This window comes from Falsochrobactrum ovis, assembly GCF_003259955.1.
In the GTDB taxonomy this organism is placed as follows: domain Bacteria; phylum Pseudomonadota; class Alphaproteobacteria; order Rhizobiales; family Rhizobiaceae; genus Brucella; species Brucella ovis_A.
The window spans coordinates 11,869-32,261 of sequence record NZ_QLMK01000017.1 but is presented as its reverse complement, the minus strand read 5'-3'; the positions used below and the strand labels follow the sequence as shown (position 1 = coordinate 32,261).

The window sequence follows — 20,393 nt, the reverse complement described above, 5'->3', positions numbered from 1 at the left end:
CATTTCTCTTGCTGGTTGGAGCCTGTATTGCGCGGAGGCCGAATCCTTTGGGGTCAAATTGCCGTCGTCTTCACTATCGTTCTGGCGATGACCTGGGCGGCGACGCAATGGGTCGTGTTCCGCCTTGGCTTCCAGCCGCAGCTTGGTAAGCCGTGGTTCGAGCTGGCGGGCTGGCCGGTCTATTATCCGCCGGCCTTCTTCTGGTGGTGGTTTTCCTTCGATGCATATGCGCCCGCGATCTTCGTCGAGGGCGCGATCATCGCGGCATCCGGCGGCTTCCTCGCCATCGCCGCCGCCATCCTCATGTCGATCATCCGGGCGCGGGAAGCGCGCAACGTCGCCACCTACGGTTCGGCACGATGGGCGGAGGACAGGGAAATCCGCGCCGCCGGACTGCTTGGCCCAGATGGCGTGGTGCTTGGCAAGCACGAACGCGATTATCTGCGCCATGACGGCCCGGAGCACGTCCTTTGCTTCGCCCCGACCCGCAGCGGCAAGGGGGTCGGACTGGTCGTGCCGACGCTGCTGACCTGGTCGGGAAGCTGCATCGTCCATGATATAAAGGGTGAGAACTGGACGCTGACGGCGGGCTTCCGCGCGAAGCATGGCCGCGTGCTGCTGTTCGATCCGACCAACGCCAGATCGTCGGCCTACAACCCGCTGCTGGAGGTCCGGCAAGGGGAATGGGAAGTCCGCGACGTGCAGAACATCGCGGATATACTGGTCGATCCCGAAGGCTCGCTCGACAAGCGCAATCACTGGGAAAAGACCAGCCATAGCCTGCTGGTCGGCGCGATCCTGCATGTCCTTTATGCGGAGAAGGACAAGACCCTGGCGGGTGTCGCCAACTTCCTGTCCGATCCCCGCCGCCCCGTCGAGGCGACGCTTCGCGCGATGATGGACACGCCGCATCTCGGCGAAGCAGGCGTTCATCCTGTCATCGCGTCGTCGGCCCGCGAGCTGTTGAACAAGTCCGAGAACGAGCGCAGCGGCGTGCTATCCACCGCCATGTCGTTTCTCGGCCTCTACCGCGATCCCGTGGTGGCGCGCGTCACCGCACGATGCGACTGGCGTATTGCCGATCTGGTCGGGAGCAGGGAACCGGTCAGCCTCTACCTTGTCGTCCCGCCATCTGACATCAATCGCACCAAGCCGCTCATCCGCCTGATCCTAAACCAGATCGGCAGGCGCTTGACCGAGGATTTGAACACCTCGGCCAAGCACCATCGGCTGCTGTTAATGCTGGACGAGTTTCCAGCCCTCGGCAGGCTGGATTTTTTCGAGTCCGCCTTGGCGTTCATGGCCGGTTACGGCCTCAAATCCTTCCTGATCGCGCAGAGCCTCAACCAGATCGAGCGCGCCTATGGGCCGAACAACGCGATCCTCGACAACTGCCATGTCCGCGTCGCCTTCGCCACCAACGACGAAAGGACCGCCAAAAGGGTGAGCGATGCGCTCGGCACCGCGACCGAGCTGCGCGACTCCACCAACTACGCAGGGCACCGCCTAGCCCCGTGGTTAGGGCACTTGATGGTGTCACGGCAGGAGACGGCGCGGCCGCTGCTCACGCCCGGCGAAATCATGCAGCTACCGCCGACAGACGAAATAGTCATGGTCGCGGGCACGCCGCCGATCCGCGCGAAGAAGGCGCGTTATTTCGAGGATGCGCGCTTCATGGAGCGCATCTTGCCGCCGCCTGATCTGACCACCGACAAGGCGGCGGCGCCAGCTGCGTCAACCGACGACTGGACGAGCCGCGTCGTCGCGCCGGTGCTCCAGTCCGCCGCGAAACTCGCGGATAGCTCAGGCGGCGACCCCGCCAATGCCGGCATCCGCCGCGAGCCGGAATTGCCGGACCATGAGGAAATACTTCCTCCGCAGGCAGCACCCGCACAGGCATTCGAGCTGCTGGACGACGAGCCGGATATTGATCCGGCAAAAGCCCGCGCCCTGCGCCAGCGCATGCGGATGGTGGCGCGGCAGGTTGCCATGAACCCAGATGACGGAATTGAACTTTGAGGCAGCGCCATGGCGAAACGCACTCGCATGAATGTCTATTTCGACCCGGAACTGCTCGGGCGGGTCAAGGCGCTGTCTCTGCGCCGCAGGGTGTCGCAATCCGCCGTCATTGAGGCTGCTGTTGCCTCTTTTCTCTCTGGTGATACCGCCGAGCATCTGGAAGCGGCCATGTCCCGCCGCCTGGACAGGATCAGCCGCCAGATCGACGCGCTCGATATCGATGTCGCCATCCTCGGCGAGACCCTGGCGCTCTTTATCCATTACTGGATGACGGTTACACCGCCTTTGCCGGAAAGCGCGCGACAGTCAGCGCGTGCCAAGGGTACCGAGCGGTTCGAGGGCTTCATGCAGACGCTCGGCCGACGGCTGGCGGCGGGCGACAGGTTCCTTAGGGAATTGTCTCGGGATGTCCCCGGCGAAGAATCCAAAGCCCCGGCGTCAGAACCGCAATTGAACCCGGCTAACGTCCAGCCCTCTGGGCAATGAGCTGGATCTCGCGGACTACCGCAGCCGCCAGCTCATCCGTCGGCCTCTCGCCTTTTAGCCTGAGAACCGGAACCGATTGCTGACCGAGCCAGCGTTCATGCTGGGCAAGGCTCCGTCCGGAGAACTGCGGATCATCATAGCCCGATGCCCATTCCCGGAAGGCCAAATGCGCTTCATGCATATCGCCGCCAGGCAGGATGCGATTCCCGTGGCGCGCCGCCTCGCGCTGGTCGAGCCGTTGCAACCTGATGGCTGCAGGAGTGTAAAGGAAGACGATCAGGTCGATGTCATGGATCAGGCCGTCTCCCCATCCCATAAAGGAGCCGGTCAAAATCCATCCGTCAGACGCTTTTTGCCGTTCGGCGATCAGCCGCACGCGCTCCCCGGGTGGGCGCTTGATACTGAACGGCGGATCGGTCGGCATCCAGTAGAAATCGTCGACATCTATATGCGGTGTGCCAGTCCACTCTGACAATACCGCACCGAGTGTCGAGACGCCCGAACAGGACGCCCCCATTATGTATATTTTCGGGCTGATGTTGATTCGGTGCGATCCCGTCATCGTTTCCTGTCCTCATATCTATGCAGTTTGACCCGCTCAATAGTTCCGGGCCGAACCTGTCCTTACAGATCATCTGCGAAGTTGCGCCAGGACAAGGCACTGCAGTTAGCCCGCGGATCGCTTTCCGGTGCCGCGATAACCAGTGATTCTGTCCAGAGATGCTTGGCGTGACAATCAGGGATATCGGTCATCCCAGCGACGAAGGCGACATCCAATTCTGCCTCGCGAATCTTGAGGATGGCATCGCGGGCACGACCATCGAACAGTTCGATGTCGATGCCTGGCCATCGTTGGCGGTAGCGATCCTGAAGCTCGGTAAGGAACCCTGCTGCGATCATTCTTGGTATGCCGATCCTGATGCGGCCAACCTCGCCGCCACCAATTATTCCGGCTGTCTTCACCGCGCAGTCGAGCGGATCGATCGCGTCGGTGGTTTGCGCAAGAAAATAGCGTCCGGCTTCAGTCGGTCGAACTCCTCGATGTCCCCGCTCAAAGAGCCGAACCTCGAGGGCTTCTTCCAGCGCACGAACCCGTTCGCTGACCGACGACTGGCTAATGCCAAGGGCGGCGGCCGCATGCCGGAAGTTCAGGTGCTCTCCGACCGTGACAGCTTGGATAAGCGCAATGAGCAGGATGCACGTACCCATAAGTTCATGTAGTGCTCCATGAGGAGCATTAGCTTTGAGCCGGTGGTTGCAAGGGTGGCGCCTCATCGCGCCACCCTCGAACCAGTGCTTTCCTGGCAGCAAAGGACCACGCTGCCGTTGGGAAGTATCGCACATCGCAGCCTCAGCAACACGGCCATTCCTGAACAGGGTCAGGCCGCTGCCAGGCGGAGTTGCCTCGCCGCAGCAACCATGTTGACAAGCGCAGGGCGCACTTCTTCCCATTTGCGGGTCTTCAGGCCGCAATCCGGATTGACCCAGAGCTGTTCCTCGGCGATGCGCTCCCGCGCAAGACTGAGCAGTTGTGTCATCTCCACCGTTTTCGGCACACGCGGAGAGTGGATGTCGTAAACGCCGGGTCCGATCTCATTCGGATATTTGAAAGTCCGGAATGCATCGAGCAACTCCATTTTGGAGCGAGAAGTCTCGATCGAGATGACGTCGGCATCCATCGCAGCGATGGCATCGATGATATCGTTAAATTCCGAATAACACATGTGGGTGTGGATCTGAGTCAGGTCCGACACGCCAGAAGAGGTGAGACGGAAGCTTTCCACCGCCCAGTCGAGATAGCCCTTCCAGTCGGCCTTTCTGAGTGGCAGGCCCTCGCGCAACGCAGCTTCGTCGATCTGGATCATCCGTGCCCCGGCCGCCTCGAGGTCCTGCACCTCGTCTCGGATCGCAAGGGCAATCTGCCGGCAGGCGACGCTACGCGGAATATCATCGCGCACGAATGACCAGTTGAGAATCGTGACCGGTCCGGTGAGCATGCCCTTCATCGGCTTTTTCGTGAGGGACTGTGCATAGCGCCACCATTCGACCGTCATCGGCTTCGGCCGCGACACGTCGCCGAACAGGATCGGCGGCCGGACATAGCGCGAGCCGTAGCTCTGTACCCAACCGTGTTTTGTGAAGGCGAAGCCAGTGAGTTGCTCGCCAAAATACTGCACCATGTCGTTGCGCTCGAATTCGCCATGAACCAGCACATCGAGGCCGATCTCCTCTTGCCAGCGCACGGCCGCCTCGATCTCTGTGCGCAGAAAGGCCTCGTAATCAGCGTCAGTGATTGCGCCCTTTGCATGTGCCGCGCGGGCTTTGCGAACGTCTTCGGTCTGCGGGAAGGAACCGATTGTCGTCGTCGGGAACGAAGGCAAGTTCAACGCTGCACGCTGCAGGCGGGCGCGATCGGTGAAGCGGGTCGCTCGTTTCGCCATTGCCGGGGTGATCGAGGCGATAAGAGCAGCGACGGCCGCGTTATGCACCTTCTCCGACGCCTCGCGCCGACCGGCCGCAACGGCAGAGTCGGTGAGTTGCTGCATTACAACCTCTCGGCCCTCGACCAGCGCCTTCCCCAGGACGGCGAGCTCACCCATCTTCTGGACTGAGAAGGCGAACCACTCCTTCAGGTCGGGATCGAGGCCTGTTTCCAGTTCGAGGTCGATCGGAACGTGCAGCAGCGAGCAGGATGGCGCGATCTCGACATGGTCGGAACCACGTCGGGCCACGACCGGCTCCAGGCGGTCGAGAATGGCGGGCAGGTTGGCACGCCAGACGTTGCGCCCGTCGATAACACCGAGCGACAGCACGAGCCCTTGAGGCGCCCTCGCGAGCACAGTGTCGAGCTGCTCCGGCGAGCGGACAAGATCAAGGTGGAGGCCAGCGACCGGCAAGCCAAGCGCCACGTCGAGATTGTCGCCGAGCCCCCCGAAATAGGTCGTCAGCATGATCTTCAGTTTCGGCAGCGCGTGCGCGAAGAAGCTATAAGCTTCGCGGAGTGCGTTGTGCGTCGCCTCATCGAGATCAAGTACGAGACAAGGTTCGTCGATCTGTACCCAATCGGCGCCGTTCGCCGCCAAACGTCGAAGCACCTCAACATAGACTGGAAGCAGGTTGCCGATGAGCGATAGAGGGTCGAGCGTCGGATCTTTGCTCTTGCCGAGCTTCAGATAGGTGACGGGACCGAGCAGGACGGGACGTGTCTCGTAGCCGAGCGCCTTGGCCTCGCGATACTCCTCCACCGGCTTGTTCGAAGCCAGCGTGAATTGCTGCCCTTTCGTGAACTCCGGCACCATGTAGTGGTAGTTGGTGTCGAACCACTTGGTCATTTCGAGTGCCGGAACGCCGCGAGGCTCGCCGTGACCGCCGTGGGAGCACGCCCCTTCATGGTCATTGCCCTGGCTGCCGCGCGCCATCGCAAAATAGGTGTCGAGCGGCACGGGGCCGCCCGTCCAGCCGTAAATCTCGGGAATGGCGCCAACCATGACGCTCGTATCGAGCACATGGTCGTAGAGCGAAAAGTCGTTCGACGGGATGTTGGTCACACCGAGCGCCTTCTGGCGAGCCCAGTGCGCGGCGCGCAAACCGGCAGCGGCGTCCAAGAGCGCAGTGGCATCGGACTTACCGGACCAATAGGATTCGAGTGCGAATTTGAGCTCACGGCGCGGACCTATCCGCGGCACGCCGAGAGTGCTGACAGGAAGTGAAAGTAGAGACATCAGCTCAACCCCATGATGTTGGGGGCAAAGGCCGTGCGGACGCGCGTGCGTACTCCGGCGAGAATGCCGGCAAGACGACAGCGACCACCGGGACACCCCGCCCGAGGACGTTTCATGCTGTCGCGGCAGGTCTCCTGGCTCGCGGGTCACGGCCTTCATCCTGCCTTCCCGAAGCCGAGGGCTTCAGTGGCGCAATTGGGATGAAGGCTCGCCGCCTACAGTTGCGGGGGCAGCTCCGGTATAGCCTATGGGCGCACCGGATTCCCTCTTAGCTCTGGCTAAAGACAGGCGCAGAGAACCACGACGGTACAATAATGACGACTACCTATCCGATGTCAAGCGAGATATAAGGACATCTTTATATCCTTCTATAACTTGGCAGTCAGGCAGCGGGCGGAAGCACGGTGCCGACGATGGAAGCGTCGAGTCGCTCGTAGTCAGCCAGTCCAATGAGTTCGTAGAGTTCCGCGCGGCTCTGCATGTCGTCGAGCAAGGCCTTCACGCTGCCGTCGCGGGCAAGCGTGGCATAGAGTCTCTCCTGTGCCTTGTTGGCGACGCGCAGGGACGAGACCGGCCAGATCACCATGCGGTAGCCCATGGCTTCGAATTCAGACGCCGTGAAGAAGGGCGTTCTGCCGAACTCGGTCATATTGGCAAGCAACGGCACCCCCGGCATACGACGCGCGAACGGGCGCGCCCGGTGTTCCTTTCTTCTTCATCCGCATGGATCGTGCCGGCAACATCTCCAAGCGCCAGTCAGCCACGGACTTCCACTTCTCACGCTTCGGCGGCACCTGCCCTTTGTGGAACGTCTATGAAGCCTTCGCCCGGCCGGATCACATCCTGACGCAAGTGGCCAGCATGCCGGACGGGCGAACCTATCTGTGGATCGCCCGATGTGTCTCGAGCGGACAAGGCGGGTATCGCGCACCTCGAAAAACTTTCGCAGTTGCGCTTGGCTGCGACATCCGCCATGCGTCGCGGCTTGTCTACGCGGATGGCCTTGATCTCGGCAATCCGGCGGCGGCAACGCCGATCGGTGCAGGTTGCGAAATCTGCGAACGCCCTGCCTGCCCACAGCGTGCATTTCCACCGATCGGCCAGCCCCTGAATGCCGATCAGAACCGCAGTGTTTTTGCTCCTTATGCAGCCATGGGGTAACTGCTTCTGGAATTAACGGGTCATGCAGGCACCACCCATTGACATCGGCAGTGCGTAGAATACTAAATATAGTGGTCACGGTCTCTCGAATCAGATGATCGAGAGTTAAGAGGGAATCCGGTGCGCCAAATAAAGGCAAAGCCGGAGCTGCCCCCGCAACTGTAGGCGGCGAGCCTTCGTCCATATTGCGCCACTGAAGCCCTCGGCTTCGGGAAGGCAGGATGAAGGCCGTGACCCGCGAGCCAGGAGACCTGCCGCGACAGCATGAAACGTCCTCGGGCGGGGTGTCCCGGTGGTCGCTGCCGTCTTGCCGGCCCCCCCGGCCGGACTACGCACGCGCCCACTCGGCCTTTGCCCCCAAAACACAAGGGGTCTCAAGCCGATGTCCTTAATCGCCAAAGCCGCGTTGCGGATCGAACCAGATGAGCCGCCGACCGCGCAGCGACCATCGCGGCCGGCTACCGAACCAGTCTATCAGTTGATCCGTCGCAATGGCACCGTCACACCGTTCGACGCCTCGAAGATCGCCGTCGCGCTCACCAAGGCATTCCTCGCCGTTGAGGGAAACAGCGCCGCCGCCTCGCGCCGCGTCCACGACATCGTAGAGGAGCTTACCGAGCAGATCGTCGCCGGCCTGACGAGGCGAGCCGATGGCGGGCGGACTTTCCACATCGAAGACATCCAGGATCAGGTCGAACTGGCGCTGATGCGCGGCGAACATCACAAGGTTGCCCGCGCCTATGTGCTTTATCGCGAGGAGCGTGCGCGTGAACGCCTGGCTGAGAGGCGGGGCACAGCGGAAGACACAGCGCCAGCGCTGCACGTCAGGGCCGAGGATGGCAAGCTCATCGCGCTGGATGAAGGTCGTCTGGCCGCAATCGTCGAGGAAGCCTGCGCTGGCCTTGAGGGGGTTTCGTCGGAGCCCATTCTCGCCGAGGCGCGCCGCAATCTCTACAACGGCATCACGCTCGACGAACTGTCGCTTGCGCCAATTCTCGCCGCCCGCACGCTGGTCGAACAGGAGCCGAATTACGCATTCGTTTCGGCCCGCCTGCTGCTTGATCGGCTGCGGCGCGAGGCGCTGACCTTCGTTTCCGGCCGTCCGGAGCAGGCGATCCAGGCAGAGATGGCGACGCGCTATGCGAGCTATTTTCCGGATTTTGTCAAAGCCGGTATTGAGGCCGAACTGATCGACCCGGAACTCGGCCGCTTCGATCTGGCCCGGCTCGGCGCGGCGCTGAAGCCCGAGCGCGACCTGAACTTCCAGTATCTCGGTCTCCAGACCCTCTACGATCGCTATTTCCTCCACACGAAGGGAAAGCGCTTCGAACTGCCGCAGGCCTTCTTCATGCGCGTGGCGATGGGTCTGGCGCTCCGCGAGATCGACAGAGAGGCGCGCGCCATCGAATTCTATGAGTTGTTGTCCTCCTTCGATTTCATGGCATCCACCCCGACGCTATTCAATTCAGGCACGACGCGGCCGCAGCTTTCGTCCTGCTTTCTCACGACGATCGGCGACGACCTTGACGCCATCTTCAAGGGAATCAGGGACAATGCGCTGCTCGCCAAATACTCCGGCGGATTGGGCAACGACTGGACGCCGGTGCGCGGCCTCGGCGCGCATATCAAGGGCACCAACGGCGAAAGCCAGGGCGTTGTCCCATTTCTGAAGGTAGCCAACGATACCGCCATCGCCGTCAACCAGGGTGGCAAGCGCAAGGGCGCAGTTTGCGCCTATCTGGAGACGTGGCACATCGACATCGAAGAGTTCCTGGACCTGCGCAAGAACACCGGTGACGACCGCCGTCGCACCCACGACATGAACACGGCCAACTGGGTGCCGGATCTGTTCGTGGAACGTGTCGAGGCGGACGCTGAATGGACGCTGTTCTCGCCCGACGAGGTGCCGGATCTGCACGAACTTTACGGCCCCGCCTTCCGCAACGCCTATGAGGCCTATGAGGCCAAAGCGGGGCGGGGCGAGATCAAGGTGTTCCGCAAGGTTCGGGCGGTCGAGCTCTGGCGGAAGATGCTGACCATGCTGTTCGAGACCGGGCATCCATGGATCACCTTCAAGGATCCGTGCAACATCCGGTCGCCGCAGCAGCACACGGGCGTGGTGCATTCGTCAAACCTGTGCACCGAGATCACCCTCAATACCTCGCGGGACGAGGTGGCGGTCTGCAACCTCGGCTCGATCAATCTTGTCAACCACATCGCCGGGGACGGGCTCGACATGGAGCGGCTTGGGCGGACGGTGAAGACCGCCATGCGCATGCTCGACAATGTTGTCGACATCAATTTCTACACGATCCCCGAGGCGCGGCGCTCGAACCTGAAGCACCGTCCGGTGGGTCTCGGGCTAATGGGCTTCCAGGATGCGCTGCAGAAGCTGCGGATCCCCTACGCGTCGGATGCCGCCGTAGAGTTTGCCGATCGGTCAATGGAGGCGATCAGTTATTATGCCATATCGGCCTCGGCTGACCTTGCGGCGGAGCGCGGGCGGTATTCAAGTTTCGAGGGCTCGCTGTGGTCGAAGGGCATCCTGCCGGTCGACTCGATCCGGCTGCTGAAGGAAGCACGGCCCGGCGTCGAGATGGACGAGTCATCGACCCTCGACTGGGAATCTCTGCGCGAACGGGTGAAGACGGTCGGCATGCGGAATTCCAACACGATGGCGATCGCGCCGACGGCGACCATTTCCAACATCTGCGGCGTGTCGCAGTCCATCGAGCCCGCCTACCAGAACCTGTTCGTCAAGTCGAACATGTCGGGCGACTTCACCGTTGTGAACGCGCAGCTCGTCCGCGACCTCAAGGAGCGCGGCCTGTGGGACGAGGTGATGGTATCCGACCTCAAATATTTCGATGGATCCGTGGGCGAGATCGACCGCATCCCGGACGATCTGAAGGCGCTCTATGCCACAGCCTTCGAGATCGACGCCAAGTGGCTGATCGAGGCTGCCTCGCGCCGTCAGAAATGGATCGACCAGGCGCAGTCGCTCAACCTCTACATCGCCAATCCGAGCGGCAAGAAACTCGACGAGCTTTACCGCCTGGCGTGGCGCAAGGGCTTGAAGACTACCTATTACCTGCGCTCGCGTTCGGCGACCCATGTCGAGAAATCGACGCTGAAGGTTACCGACGGCAAGCTTAACGCCGTCTCCGCGACGGTCGTTGCGGTGCCTGCCACAGGACCGGTCGCGATCGCCACGAACTCCGCTTGGAGAAAGGCCTGCGCCATCGACGATCCCGAATGCGAAGCCTGCCAGTGAACAACCGGGAAAAAAGAAAGGAGAAAATCATGCTCGACTGGTCTGAGCCGAAAACCAATCCCTTAATCGCGGTCTCTTCCGAGCCCGCTGCGGTTCCTGTCGCCGATGCGACAGGCCTTGGCGAGATCGAGCGCGGCGCGGCACGCGTGTCGGTTGATGACAAACGCATGATCAATGCGCGCGCCGATGTTAACCAGCTGCTGCCGCTCAAATATCGCTGGGCATGGGAAAAGTACCTTGCCGGCTGCAACAACCATTGGATGCCAAGCGAAGTGTCGATGCAGGCAGATATCGCGCTGTGGAAGTCGAAAGACGGGCTCACCGAAGATGAGCGGCGAATGATCAAGCGCAATCTCGGCTTCTTCGCCGCTTCAGAGAGTCTCGTCGCCAACAACATCGTGCTGGCGATCTACCGCCACCTCACCAATCCGGAATGCCGGCAGTACCTCTTGCGGCAGGCCTTCGAGGAGGCGGTGCATACCCATACCTTCCAGTACATTGTGGAAAGCCTTGGTCTTGATGAGGGTGAATTGTTCAATATGTACCGGGAGGTGCCGTCGATTACCGACAAGGCAGCCTGGGCGCTTGAACACACGCAGAGCCTCGACGATCCGTCGTTCACCACTGGCACGCCTGAGGCCGATCAGGCCTTTTTGCGTGATCTCGTCGCCTTCTACGTCGTGTTCGAGGGCATGTGGTTCTACACGGGCTTCGCGCAGATCCTCTCGCTCGGGCGGCGCAACAAGATGGTCGGCATCGCCGAGCAGTACCAGTACATCCTGCGCGACGAGTCCATCCATCTGAACTTCGGCATCGATGTCATTAACCAGATCAAGCTTGAGAATCCGCATCTGTGGACGAATACCTTCCAGGACGAGGTGCGGGGGATGCTGAACGACGCCGCCGAACTGGAGGCCGCCTATGGCCGCGATACCATGCCGCGCGGCTTCCTCGGCCTCAACGCGTCACTTTGCGAGCAATACATGCACTTCATCGCCAACCGCCGCTGCGCGCAGCTCAGCCTTGCGCCGGTGTTTCCGGAAACGGAGAACCCGTTCCCATGGATGTCCGAGGCGATGGACCTGAAGAAGGAGAAGAACTTCTTCGAGACCCGTGTCATTGAATATCAGAATGGTGGCGCACTCAGTTGGGAGTGACGGATGGTACCTGTGTCCTGACTGATGGGCTGAACGCTGTCGAGGCGGCTTGTCAGGAAGCTCTCGATCATGGCGTCTCATCAGCTGCAGTGATCCTCAACATCCTGGCCCGTAGCCGCGATCCTGCGCCGGACCCGATCCTTTCCATTCCACAGGCGCTGAAACGGGCTCATGAGCCGATCGCCGATTGCGCCCGCTATGACACTCTAAGAAGGATAAGCAGCCATGGAACGAACCGAGGTTCTGGACTTGATGGGGACGCTGAAGCTCTACGGAATGCGGTCAGCCTATGACGAAATTATGGGCGTTGCCATCAAGCGGCAGCATGAACCGCCCAGGATCGTCGGCGATCTCTTGCAGGCAGAGGTATCGGAGAAGCAGGCCCGATCAATAAAATACCAGCTCACTGTCGCCAAGCTACCGTTGGCAAAAGATATCGATGACTTCGACTTCACCGGTACACCCGTCAACGAAAACCTGATCCGCGACCTTACCGGTGGCGCGTTCATCGCCGATCAGCGCAACGTCGTTATGGTCGGTGGAATCGGAACGGGAAAGTCTCATTTGGCCATCGCCATAGCTCGTGCGCGCATCCGCAACGGTGCGCGTGGTCGCTTCTTCAATGTCGTTGATCTGGTCAACAGCCTCGAGATCGAGAGCCGCGCCGGTCGCCAGGGTCGTATCGCCGACCACCTGACCTGACCCGGCTCGACTTCGTCGTGCTCGATGAACTCGGCTATCTCCCCTTCGCTCAAGCTGGCGGGCAGTTGCTCTTCCATCTCGTCTCGAAGCTCTACGAGCGAACATCGGTTATCATCACGACGAACCTCGCCTTTGGCGAATGGCCAAGCGTATTTGGCGATGCCAAAATGACGACTGCCCTTCTTGACCGTCTCACCCATCACTGCGAAATCATCGAGACTGGAAATGAGTCTTGGCGCTTCAAGAGCCGCTCTCAAAGCTAAAGCCGAAAAACAACTCAGTCGCACCCGATCAGGCTGTGCAACCCCGACCAGCTACGCCTGATCGGGTGCTCACTGCCGTGCCTCTATCACATTGAGGGGGTCCCTTTTGGAAGAAAAAACAGGGGCCCGATTCTGTGGTTATTGACAGTTGATCGAAACCACGGCCTCTTCATTGAGTTCAAATGCGGTCCGGACCCATGCCTTGATCGCGGCTGTCGCCGCGAGGAGACGCGGGTTCCTTCCGAGCAGATTCCGGCCGAGCGGATCAAGGTTCAATTTCATTGCTTTCCTTTTCTTCTCCACCATGGGTGCCTGCGGCTGGCGAGTGTGGCGAAGAGCTGGCGGATCGGCCGTACCGGAAGATCGGTCCCGATGAGGTCAAGCCTGCTGGTCGTGTCAGCATCCGGCCAGCAATCAAGCCGTCGTGAGGGATAAAGACGATGCTGGACGGCATGGACGACCATTGGCCGCGCCGGATCGTCGGCAAGCCCGAGCAAGCCCTTCAGGCGCAGCAATCCGGACTGTGTCTGTCCTGTGAGAATTGTCAGGAACGTCTCGACGGCCTTTGGATCGAGTGGCTCGTCCGCCGTCGATCACCACATCGTCGGCGAAGGCGACCTGTTTCCATGCTTCAATGTGCTGATCGAGCGCGGCCTCGACAGCCTGAATGATTTCGCGATCGTATGGTCTCGAAAGCCGAGAGAGGGCGCACCGCCGGGTATGAGGCTGTTCACGATCGGCGCCGGATCGGCGAGACCGGTGGTCTCGACGATCACACGGTCGAACGGGTGAGCCTCGCCACGGCGCACCATCTCCTGCAACTCGAACAGCGAGGTCCGCACGTCGCTGGTTGCGGTGCAGCAGAGGCAGCCGGTCGTGGTCACCAAATAGCGTTCGGAGCCCTTGTGGACGAGATCATGATCGACCGAGACCGAGCCGAACTCGTTGATGATGACGGCGGCGTGCCTCATCCGGCTGTCCGCCAGCATCTGGTTGAGCAGCGTCGTCTTGCCGGAACCGAGAAATCCGGTCAGCAGCGTGACGGGAACCGTCCGTTGGTCGTCCGCAACGACTAGGCGGGATGAGGCGGACGTGGACGAGGTAATTGCCTTCTCAAGAGCTGCGTACATTTGTTTTGTTATACCGTTACATGTTCAGTGCGAGCAAGGAATCCCGTCAGCACTGACACGACCCGCGCTACCGGGCCACGCAGTCCGCGCAGGTGCCGCGCAGTTCGATGGTGGTCTTGGAAAGCTTGAAGCCGTGGTCGTGCGCCCAGCCCTTGAGGCGTTTTTCGACCGTGGCGTCCGAAAATTCGTCGACCTGGCCGCAGTTCTCGCAGATCGCGAAGGCGATAATGCCGTGCTTGTGCCCATGCGCGTGCTCTTGCGGATGGGCGCAGGCGACGAAGGAGTTGAGGCATTCCAGCCTGTGGACCAGGCCCATGTCGATCAGCTTTTCCAACGCACGATAGACCTGAAGTGGCGCGCGAAAACCGTGCTCGCGCAATTGGTCGAGTAGCGTATACGCGCTGGCGGGCCCCTCCACCCGCGTAAGCGCGTTCAGCACCAGCGTCTGGTTCTTCGTCAGATCGTGCAGTTGAGCCATCGTTGGCGCTCCGGTTCCCTTGCCATGTCGCAGCTTGGATGATAGATGTAATAACATTACATCCGTTCACACTCAAGATCGAGCGTTCGCCGTCAACGGAATCACGCCGCCCAATGCCTAAAGCTTGCATAACATTTAGTGATCTGACGCTGGGCTACAACAGCCATCCCGCCGTGCATCACCTGAACGGTGTGGTCCGCAAGGGCTCCCTGATGGCGGTGGTCGGCGCTAACGGCTCGGGCAAGTCAACACTGATGAAGGGCATCGTCGGCGTGCTGAGGCCGATGGCGGGTGTCTGCAAGGTCGCGCCCGGGACGCGGCTGGCCTATCTGCCGCAGCAGTCGGAGCTCGACCGCTCCTTTCCCGCTCGCGTGGTCGATCTGGTCTCGCTCGGGCTTTGGCCGCGGCGCGGATTGCTCGGCCGCTTCCGGCCGGAGGATCGCGAAGCGGTCGCCAAGGCACTTTCGGGAGTTGGTCTGGAAGGTTTCGAGAAGCGTCCGATCGATACGCTGTCGGGCGGCCAGTTGCAACGCGCCCTGTTCGCACGGGTGCTGGTGCAGGACGCCGACCTGATCCTGCTCGACGAACCGTTCAACGCGATCGACGCCAGGACGGTGACTGACCTGATCGCGCTGATAAAGCGTTGGCACGGAGAGAGCCGCACGGTGCTCGTCGTAGTCCACGATCTCGACCTCGTGCGTGAGCATTTCCCGGAAGCCCTGCTTCTGGCACGACAGCCGGTCGCATGGGGCGAGGCGCGCAAGACGCTTTCTGCCGAAAATCTCCTGCGCGCCCGACAGTTTCATGAGGCGTGGGACGAGAACGCGCCATGGTGCGGGCCGCATGGAGACGGCGGTCACGACCAAGGCGAAGCGCACGGTCATCCCCATGCACATGACGGTGGCGACGTCGCGTCCGAGTCTTTGGGCACGAGAGGAGCGGCGTGATGGGCTCGCTCCACGAGACATTCGTTGCCCCCTTCGTCGAGTTCGCCTTCATGCAGCGGGCGCTGTTCGGCGCGTTCATGCTGTCGGTCAGTGCCTGCCCGGTCGGCGTGTTCCTGATGCTGCGCCGCATGAGCCTGACCGGCGACGCCATGGCGCATGCGATCCTGCCGGGCGCGGCTGCCGGCTTCCTGCTCTACGGTCTCCAGATCGTGCCGATGACCATTGGCGGCCTGATCGCCGGCGTCATCGTGGCGCTGGGCGCCGGTGCCGTGGCGCGGCTGACGATCCAGAAAGAGGATGCCTCCATGGCTGCCTTCTATCTGATCTCGCTGTCGCTAGGCGTGCTGATGGTATCGCTGCGCGGCTCCAGCGTCGACCTGATGCACGTCCTGTTCGGAACGGTGCTCGCGCTCAACAACGACGCGCTGACGCTGATCGGTCTTGTCTGCGCGCTCACGATCGCCTTGCTCGGCATCTTCTGGCGCGGGCTGGTCGCGGAGTGCCTCGACCCGCTCTTCCTGCGCTCGGTGTCGCGGCTTGGCACGCCAGTGCATTTCGTCTTTCTCGGGCTAGTGGTCATCAACCTTGTCGCCGGCTTCCAGGCGCTCGGCACGCTGCTGTCCGTCGGATTGATGATTCTGCCTGCCGCCGCCGCTCGTTTCTGGACGCAGCGGGTGGAAATCATGTGCCTGCTCGCCATCGGACTTGGGCTGCTGTCGTCGATCTCCGGCCTGCTGGTTTCCTACCACGCCTCGTTGCCGTCTGGCCCGGCCATCATTCTGTCGGCAGGCTTGGCGTATTTCGTGTCGGTGATCGCAAGCCCGCGGGGTGTGTTGCGGACCCGGCGCCCCCTTGCGTCACATCGGACTGCCTAAACTCAAGAAGCATCGGAACGAGCATGACGAAACTGACGAGACTTGCCGCTACCTTGATCGTTATAACATTTACCTTTCTGGATCTGCCGGCGCACGCCGAAGCGGACAAGCTTTCGGTCGTGGCGACCTTCTCGATCATTGGCGATTTCGCGAAGCAAGTCGGCGGCGACCGGATCGAGCTGAGGACGCTGGTGGGGCCGAATAGTGACGCCCATGTCTACGAACCGAAGCCGGCCGACGCCATTGCGCTTGCCCGCGCCGACGTGATCCTGGTCAACGGTCTCCTGTTCGAGGGCTTTCTGCAGCGGCTGATCGACGCAAGCGGAACCTCTGCCACCATGGCGATCCTGACCGATGGCGCAGACATCCTGCATGACCCGGATGGCGGCCACTACCACTACGTCAACGGCGAAGCCATTTTCCACGCCGCGCCGAACGACCCGCACGCCTGGCAATCGGTAGCGAACGCGAAGGTCTATGTCGAAAACATCGCACGCGCCTTCTGCGCTGCCGACGCAAAAGGCTGCGCGACCTACGAGACGAATGCGCAAGCCTATCTTAATGAGCTAGCGGCTCTCGACGCCGAGATCAGACAGGAGATCGACGCGATTCCAGAAGACCGGCGCGTGGCCGTCGTCGCCCACAACGCCTTTCGCTATTTCGAGCGCGACTACGGCGTGACGTTCCTCGCTCCGCAGGGGGTGTCGACGGAATCGGAAGCCTCTGCCGCCGATGTCGCTTCGCTTATCCGCCAGATCCGCGAAAAGCGCGCGGCTGCCGTATTTGCCGAGAACATCGCCGATGCGCGGCTTGTCGAGCAGATCGCCTCAGAAGCCGGATTGACGCTTGGCGGCACGCTTTACTCGGATGCGCTGTCGGACGAGTACGGGCCGGCGCCAACCTATGCCGACATGATGCGGCACAATGTCGATACACTCGGCAAAGCGCTCAACGGCGGCTGACGAGGCGACGAACAGAAGCGAACTTCGCTCCACGGTGTTATGTAATAAACTATCAAAGGAGAGTAGGATGAGACGATTGACACTTGGTGTTTCCGCGCTGGCTCTGGCAGCCACGTTAGGAGGAACTGCGGCATTCGCGGATGAGGGTGACGTCACCGCATGGCGGCTGTTCGTATCTGACCATGCCGATCCGGTGGTTAAGGTGATCGACGCGCTTAATGGCGACCTGATCCACACGTTCAAGATTGAAGGGCCAGCCACGCTCCATCGCTCATCGAGCGGAGAAACCGTGTTCGCGGTGCAAGGCGCTGCCGGCAAGGTCAATGCGATCAAGAGCGGCATAGCCTTCCACGACCATGGAGATCACGGCGATATCGACGTCGATGACGCCGAACTGCTGCACGTTCATATTGACGGCGACAAGCCGGCCCATTTTGTCGAGCTTCAGGGCAATATCGCGCAGTGGTTCGACGGTGAGGACAAGGTGCGTGTTTTTGCGGAGAAGGCCGTCCTTGACGAGAAGCTCGAGGTTCGCACCGTCGGCGTGGGCGCTCCGCATCACGGTGTCGCGGTGCCTTACCAGAACCACGTGGTCGTCTCGATCCCGAACTCCGAGGACGCCTCCAAGCGGCCGATCGGCGCCCGCGTGGTCGACTTTAGCGGCAATACGGTAGGTGAGGATGTCGCGTGCCCCGGCCTGCACGGCTCGGCCGGCTCGGGCAGCCTCTACGCGCTCGCCTGCGATACCGGGTTGCTTCTGATCAGGCAGGAGGATGGCGCGCCCGTGATCGAGCATCTGCCCTATGCCTCGTCCCTGCCCGAGGGGAGTTCCTCGACTCTCATCGGCGGCAAGGGTCTGCAATATTTCATTGGTAACTACGGTGCCGACCGAATCGTGGTCATCGACCCCTCGGAAGGTGAGAACGGCTTCCAACTGGTGCAGCTTCCGACACGTCGCGTTCACTTTACCGTCGACCCGATCCGCGCGAAATTCGCCTATGTGTTCACCGAGGATGGCCAGCTTCACAAGGTGGACGTCCTGGAGCGCAGAATAGTCGCGTCACTCAAGGTGACCGATCCCTATTCGATGGACGGACATTGGAGTGACCCGCGCCCGCGCATCGCAGTGGCTGGTGACAACGTCATCGTGACCGACCCACTCAATAGCAAGCTTCATCTGGTTAACGCGGAGACTTTCCAAGAGTCTGGCGAGATCGCCGTGGAAGGCAAGCCGTTCAACATCGTCGCCGTCGGCGGAACCGGCAAAGTTCACGGGGGCGACGAAACACACAACCACAGCCATGATGGTGAGAAGGCTCACGATCATGCCCACGCCCACGATCATGGCGATGACCAGATCTACCAGGGATACTTCGAGGATAGCCAGGTCAAGGATCGTGCTCTCTTGGACTGGGAAGGCGACTGGCAGTCCGTCTACGGCTATCTGCAGGACGGGACGCTCGACCCAGTCATGGCGCATAAGGCGGAAAGCGGCACGCAGACTGTCGAAGAGTACAAGGCCTATTACGAGATCGGTTATAAAACCGACGTCGAGCGGATCACGATCGAAGGCGACACGGTGACGTTCTTCAAGGACGGAAGGCCGTTGAAAGCCCGGTATGCGAGCGACGGCCGCGAGACGCTGACCTATGAGAAGGGCAACCGCGGCGTACGCTTCATCTTCAAGAAGGTTGAGGGAGATGCCGACGCGCCAGACTACATCCAGTTCAGCGACCACAAGATCGCACCAGCGAAGGCTGATCACTTCCACCTGTACTTCGGCGATGATCGCGCGGCTCTGCTCAAAGAAGTCACGAACTGGCCGACCTACTATCCGTCGGCTCTGAGCGCCAAAGAGATCGTCGAAGAGATGATCGCGCACTGACCGCAGCGCTTCTCTTCGCACGCGCCCGGCTTCATCGTCCGGGCGCTCTCTGTCCATCTTTCATCAAATCAAGAGGTCTCCATGCCTGACACAGCCAGGCCCTCGAACCGCCTGCCCGTCACCGTTCTTTCGGGCTTTCTCGGCGCCGGCAAGACCACGCTCCTCAATTACATCCTCAACAATCGCGAAGGCCGACGCGTTGCGGTAATCGTCAACGACATGAGCGAGGTCAACATCGATGCCGCGCTCGTGCGCGACGGCGGGGCCAACCTGTCGCGCACCGAGGAGCAACTGGTCGAGATGACCAACGGCTGCATCTGCTGCACGCTACGCGACGATCTCCTCAAGGAGGTGCGGAAACTGTCGGAAGAAGGTCGCTTCGATTACCTGCTGATAGAGGGAACAGGCATCGCCGAACCGCTGCCGGTCGCGACCACCTTCGACTTCCGCGACGAGAACGGCGAGAGCCTGTCCGATGTCTCGCGTCTCGACACCATGGTCACTGTGGTCGATGCGGCGAACCTCTTGAGAGACTATTCCTCGCAGGATTTCTTGCGCGATCGCGGCGAGACCGCAGGCGACGGGGACGACCGTGCGCTGGTCGACCTGCTAGTCGAGCAGATCGAGTTCGCCGACGTAATCGTGCTCAACAAGGTCTCCGATACACCCGCCCACGACCTCGATCTTGCGCGCAAGATCGTGCGCGCCCTCAATCCGGACGCCGAGTTGATCGAGACGGATTTCGGCAAGGTTCCTCTCGATAAGGTGCTCGACACTGGTCGCTTCGACTTCGAGAAGGCCGAGCAGCATCCGCTCTGGTTCAAGGAACTGAACGGCTTCAAGGACCATGTTCCCGAGACCGAGGAATACGGCATTCGATCCTTCGTCTACCGCGAGCGGCGGCCGTTCGACCCGATGAAGCTTAAGGCATTCATCAACAGGTCGTGGCCGGGCGTCGTGCGGACGAAGGGTTTCTTCTGGCTCGCCACACGCCCGCATTATGTTGGCGAAATCAGTCAGGCTGGCACGCTTGTCCGTACCGGAAAGCGCGGACTGTGGTGGGCATCGGTGCCGAAGCATCAATGGCCCGACCATCCCGAATGGCGCGCGGCGATGAAGCCCTATCTCGATCCGATCTGGGGTGACCGGCGACAGGAGATCGTCTTCATCGGCTGTGATCCAATGGACGAGCTGCAAATTCGGGTCGAGCTCGACGCCTGCCTTGTTCCCGAACGCGACTTCATGCCTTCGCGATGGCGTGATCTCGCGGACCCATTCCCAATCTGGGAACGACACGCGGCCTGAGGCAAGCCTACAAGGGGCCATCCTGTC

The 20,393-nt window shown here is 61.2% G+C and carries 15 protein-coding genes, 6 pseudogenes and 2 riboswitches; of the genes and pseudogenes, 13 read left to right on the top strand and 8 right to left on the bottom strand.

Annotated features, from left to right (window positions below; translation table 11 throughout):
• Window positions 1–27 precede the first annotated feature (27 nt).
• Window positions 28–2,019 carry a conjugal transfer protein TraG gene (locus C7374_RS13940; protein ID WP_111576243.1) on the top strand — a complete coding sequence of 664 codons (1,992 nt, stop codon included), beginning with the start codon at window positions 28–30 and terminating at the stop codon, window positions 2,017–2,019.
• 9 nt (window positions 2,020–2,028) lie between these two features.
• Window positions 2,029–2,505 (top strand): ribbon-helix-helix domain-containing protein, encoded by a 477-nt coding sequence (locus C7374_RS13935; protein WP_111576231.1) that lies wholly within the window; start codon window positions 2,029–2,031, stop codon window positions 2,503–2,505.
• Here the strand turns inward: C7374_RS13935 and C7374_RS13930 are convergent.
• From C7374_RS13930 to C7374_RS13915, 4 genes and pseudogenes are all read right to left on the bottom strand, one after another.
• Window positions 2,480–3,067, bottom strand: coding sequence for an ATP-binding protein (locus tag C7374_RS13930; protein WP_111576230.1), 588 nt, complete (start codon window positions 3,065–3,067; stop codon window positions 2,480–2,482). The two genes, C7374_RS13935 and C7374_RS13930, sit on opposite strands and share 26 nt — an antisense overlap.
• 62 nt (window positions 3,068–3,129) lie before the next feature.
• A complete protein-coding gene (locus C7374_RS13925; protein WP_158527854.1) occupies window positions 3,130–3,714 on the bottom strand; it encodes a LysR family transcriptional regulator in 585 nt (194 codons plus the stop codon).
• A gap of 170 nt (window positions 3,715–3,884) precedes the next feature.
• Window positions 3,885–6,227, bottom strand: coding sequence for a 5-methyltetrahydropteroyltriglutamate--homocysteine S-methyltransferase (gene metE / locus C7374_RS13920; RefSeq protein ID WP_111576228.1), 2,343 nt, complete (start codon window positions 6,225–6,227; stop codon window positions 3,885–3,887).
• A 107-nt stretch (window positions 6,228–6,334) separates the two neighbouring features.
• Window positions 6,335–6,545: riboswitch (cobalamin riboswitch) on the bottom strand.
• Window positions 6,546–6,609: 64 nt separating this feature from the next.
• Window positions 6,610–6,921 (bottom strand): annotated as a pseudogene (locus C7374_RS13915) (methylisocitrate lyase); the annotation flags it as partial.
• Here C7374_RS13915 and C7374_RS13910 point away from each other — a divergent pair.
• The 5 genes and pseudogenes from C7374_RS13910 to istB all read left to right on the top strand — a co-directional run.
• Window positions 6,912–7,388 (top strand): annotated as a pseudogene (locus C7374_RS13910) (DUF2083 domain-containing protein); the annotation flags it as partial. The pseudogenes C7374_RS13915 and C7374_RS13910 sit on opposite strands and share 10 nt — an antisense overlap.
• 61 nt (window positions 7,389–7,449) lie before the next feature.
• A riboswitch (cobalamin riboswitch) is annotated at window positions 7,450–7,661 on the top strand.
• Window positions 7,662–7,770: 109 nt separating this feature from the next.
• Window positions 7,771–10,662, top strand: coding sequence for a ribonucleoside-diphosphate reductase subunit alpha (locus C7374_RS13905; protein WP_111576226.1), 2,892 nt, complete (start codon window positions 7,771–7,773; stop codon window positions 10,660–10,662).
• Window positions 10,663–10,691: 29 nt separating this feature from the next.
• Window positions 10,692–11,819 carry a ribonucleotide-diphosphate reductase subunit beta gene (locus C7374_RS13900; RefSeq protein ID WP_111576242.1) on the top strand — a complete coding sequence of 376 codons (1,128 nt, stop codon included), beginning with the start codon at window positions 10,692–10,694 and terminating at the stop codon, window positions 11,817–11,819.
• Window positions 11,820–11,827: 8 nt separating this feature from the next.
• Window positions 11,828–12,112: pseudogene (locus C7374_RS16410) on the top strand (IS21 family transposase); the annotation flags it as partial.
• Window positions 12,045–12,784, top strand: a pseudogene (gene istB / locus C7374_RS13890) (IS21-like element helper ATPase IstB). The pseudogenes C7374_RS16410 and istB, both read left to right, overlap by 68 nt.
• A 138-nt stretch (window positions 12,785–12,922) precedes the next feature.
• Here the strand turns inward: istB and C7374_RS16285 are convergent.
• The 4 genes and pseudogenes from C7374_RS16285 to C7374_RS13880 form a co-directional block, all read right to left on the bottom strand.
• Entirely contained in the window at window positions 12,923–13,090 is a 168-nt protein-coding gene (locus C7374_RS16285; RefSeq protein ID WP_210205142.1) for a hypothetical protein, read from the bottom strand.
• Window positions 13,063–13,362 (bottom strand): annotated as a pseudogene (locus tag C7374_RS16550) (GTP-binding protein); the annotation flags it as partial. The pseudogene C7374_RS16550 and the gene C7374_RS16285, both read right to left, overlap by 28 nt.
• A gap of 15 nt (window positions 13,363–13,377) precedes the next feature.
• Complete coding sequence (locus C7374_RS16545) at window positions 13,378–13,914, bottom strand: CobW family GTP-binding protein (protein WP_342634729.1); 537 nt, start codon at window positions 13,912–13,914, stop codon at window positions 13,378–13,380.
• A gap of 67 nt (window positions 13,915–13,981) precedes the next feature.
• Window positions 13,982–14,392, bottom strand: coding sequence for a Fur family transcriptional regulator (locus C7374_RS13880; RefSeq protein WP_111576225.1), 411 nt, complete (start codon window positions 14,390–14,392; stop codon window positions 13,982–13,984).
• A gap of 113 nt (window positions 14,393–14,505) precedes the next feature.
• Between C7374_RS13880 and aztA the strand changes: the two genes are divergently transcribed.
• The 6 genes and pseudogenes from aztA to zigA all read left to right on the top strand — a co-directional run bounded on the left by aztA (window position 14,506) and on the right by zigA (window position 20,366).
• Window positions 14,506–15,339 carry a zinc ABC transporter ATP-binding protein AztA gene (aztA, locus tag C7374_RS13875; RefSeq protein WP_111576241.1) on the top strand — a complete coding sequence of 278 codons (834 nt, stop codon included), beginning with the start codon at window positions 14,506–14,508 and terminating at the stop codon, window positions 15,337–15,339.
• Window positions 15,339–16,214, top strand: coding sequence for a zinc ABC transporter permease AztB (gene aztB / locus C7374_RS13870; protein WP_111576224.1), 876 nt, complete (start codon window positions 15,339–15,341; stop codon window positions 16,212–16,214). The genes aztA and aztB overlap by 1 nt, the downstream gene beginning before the upstream one ends.
• A 23-nt stretch (window positions 16,215–16,237) precedes the next feature.
• Window positions 16,238–17,176 (top strand): zinc ABC transporter substrate-binding protein AztC, encoded by a 939-nt coding sequence (gene aztC, locus C7374_RS13865; protein WP_111576223.1) that lies wholly within the window; start codon window positions 16,238–16,240, stop codon window positions 17,174–17,176.
• Window positions 17,139–18,422 (top strand): annotated as a pseudogene (gene aztD / locus C7374_RS16405) (zinc metallochaperone AztD); the annotation flags it as partial. The gene aztC and the pseudogene aztD, both read left to right, overlap by 38 nt.
• Complete coding sequence (locus tag C7374_RS16400; protein WP_374850650.1) at window positions 18,396–19,061, top strand: metal-binding protein ZinT; 666 nt, start codon at window positions 18,396–18,398, stop codon at window positions 19,059–19,061. The pseudogene aztD and the gene C7374_RS16400, both read left to right, overlap by 27 nt.
• 81 nt (window positions 19,062–19,142) lie before the next feature.
• Window positions 19,143–20,366 carry a zinc metallochaperone GTPase ZigA gene (gene zigA, locus C7374_RS13855; protein WP_111576222.1) on the top strand — a complete coding sequence of 408 codons (1,224 nt, stop codon included), beginning with the start codon at window positions 19,143–19,145 and terminating at the stop codon, window positions 20,364–20,366.
• The last annotated feature ends 27 nt before the right edge of the window (window positions 20,367–20,393 follow it).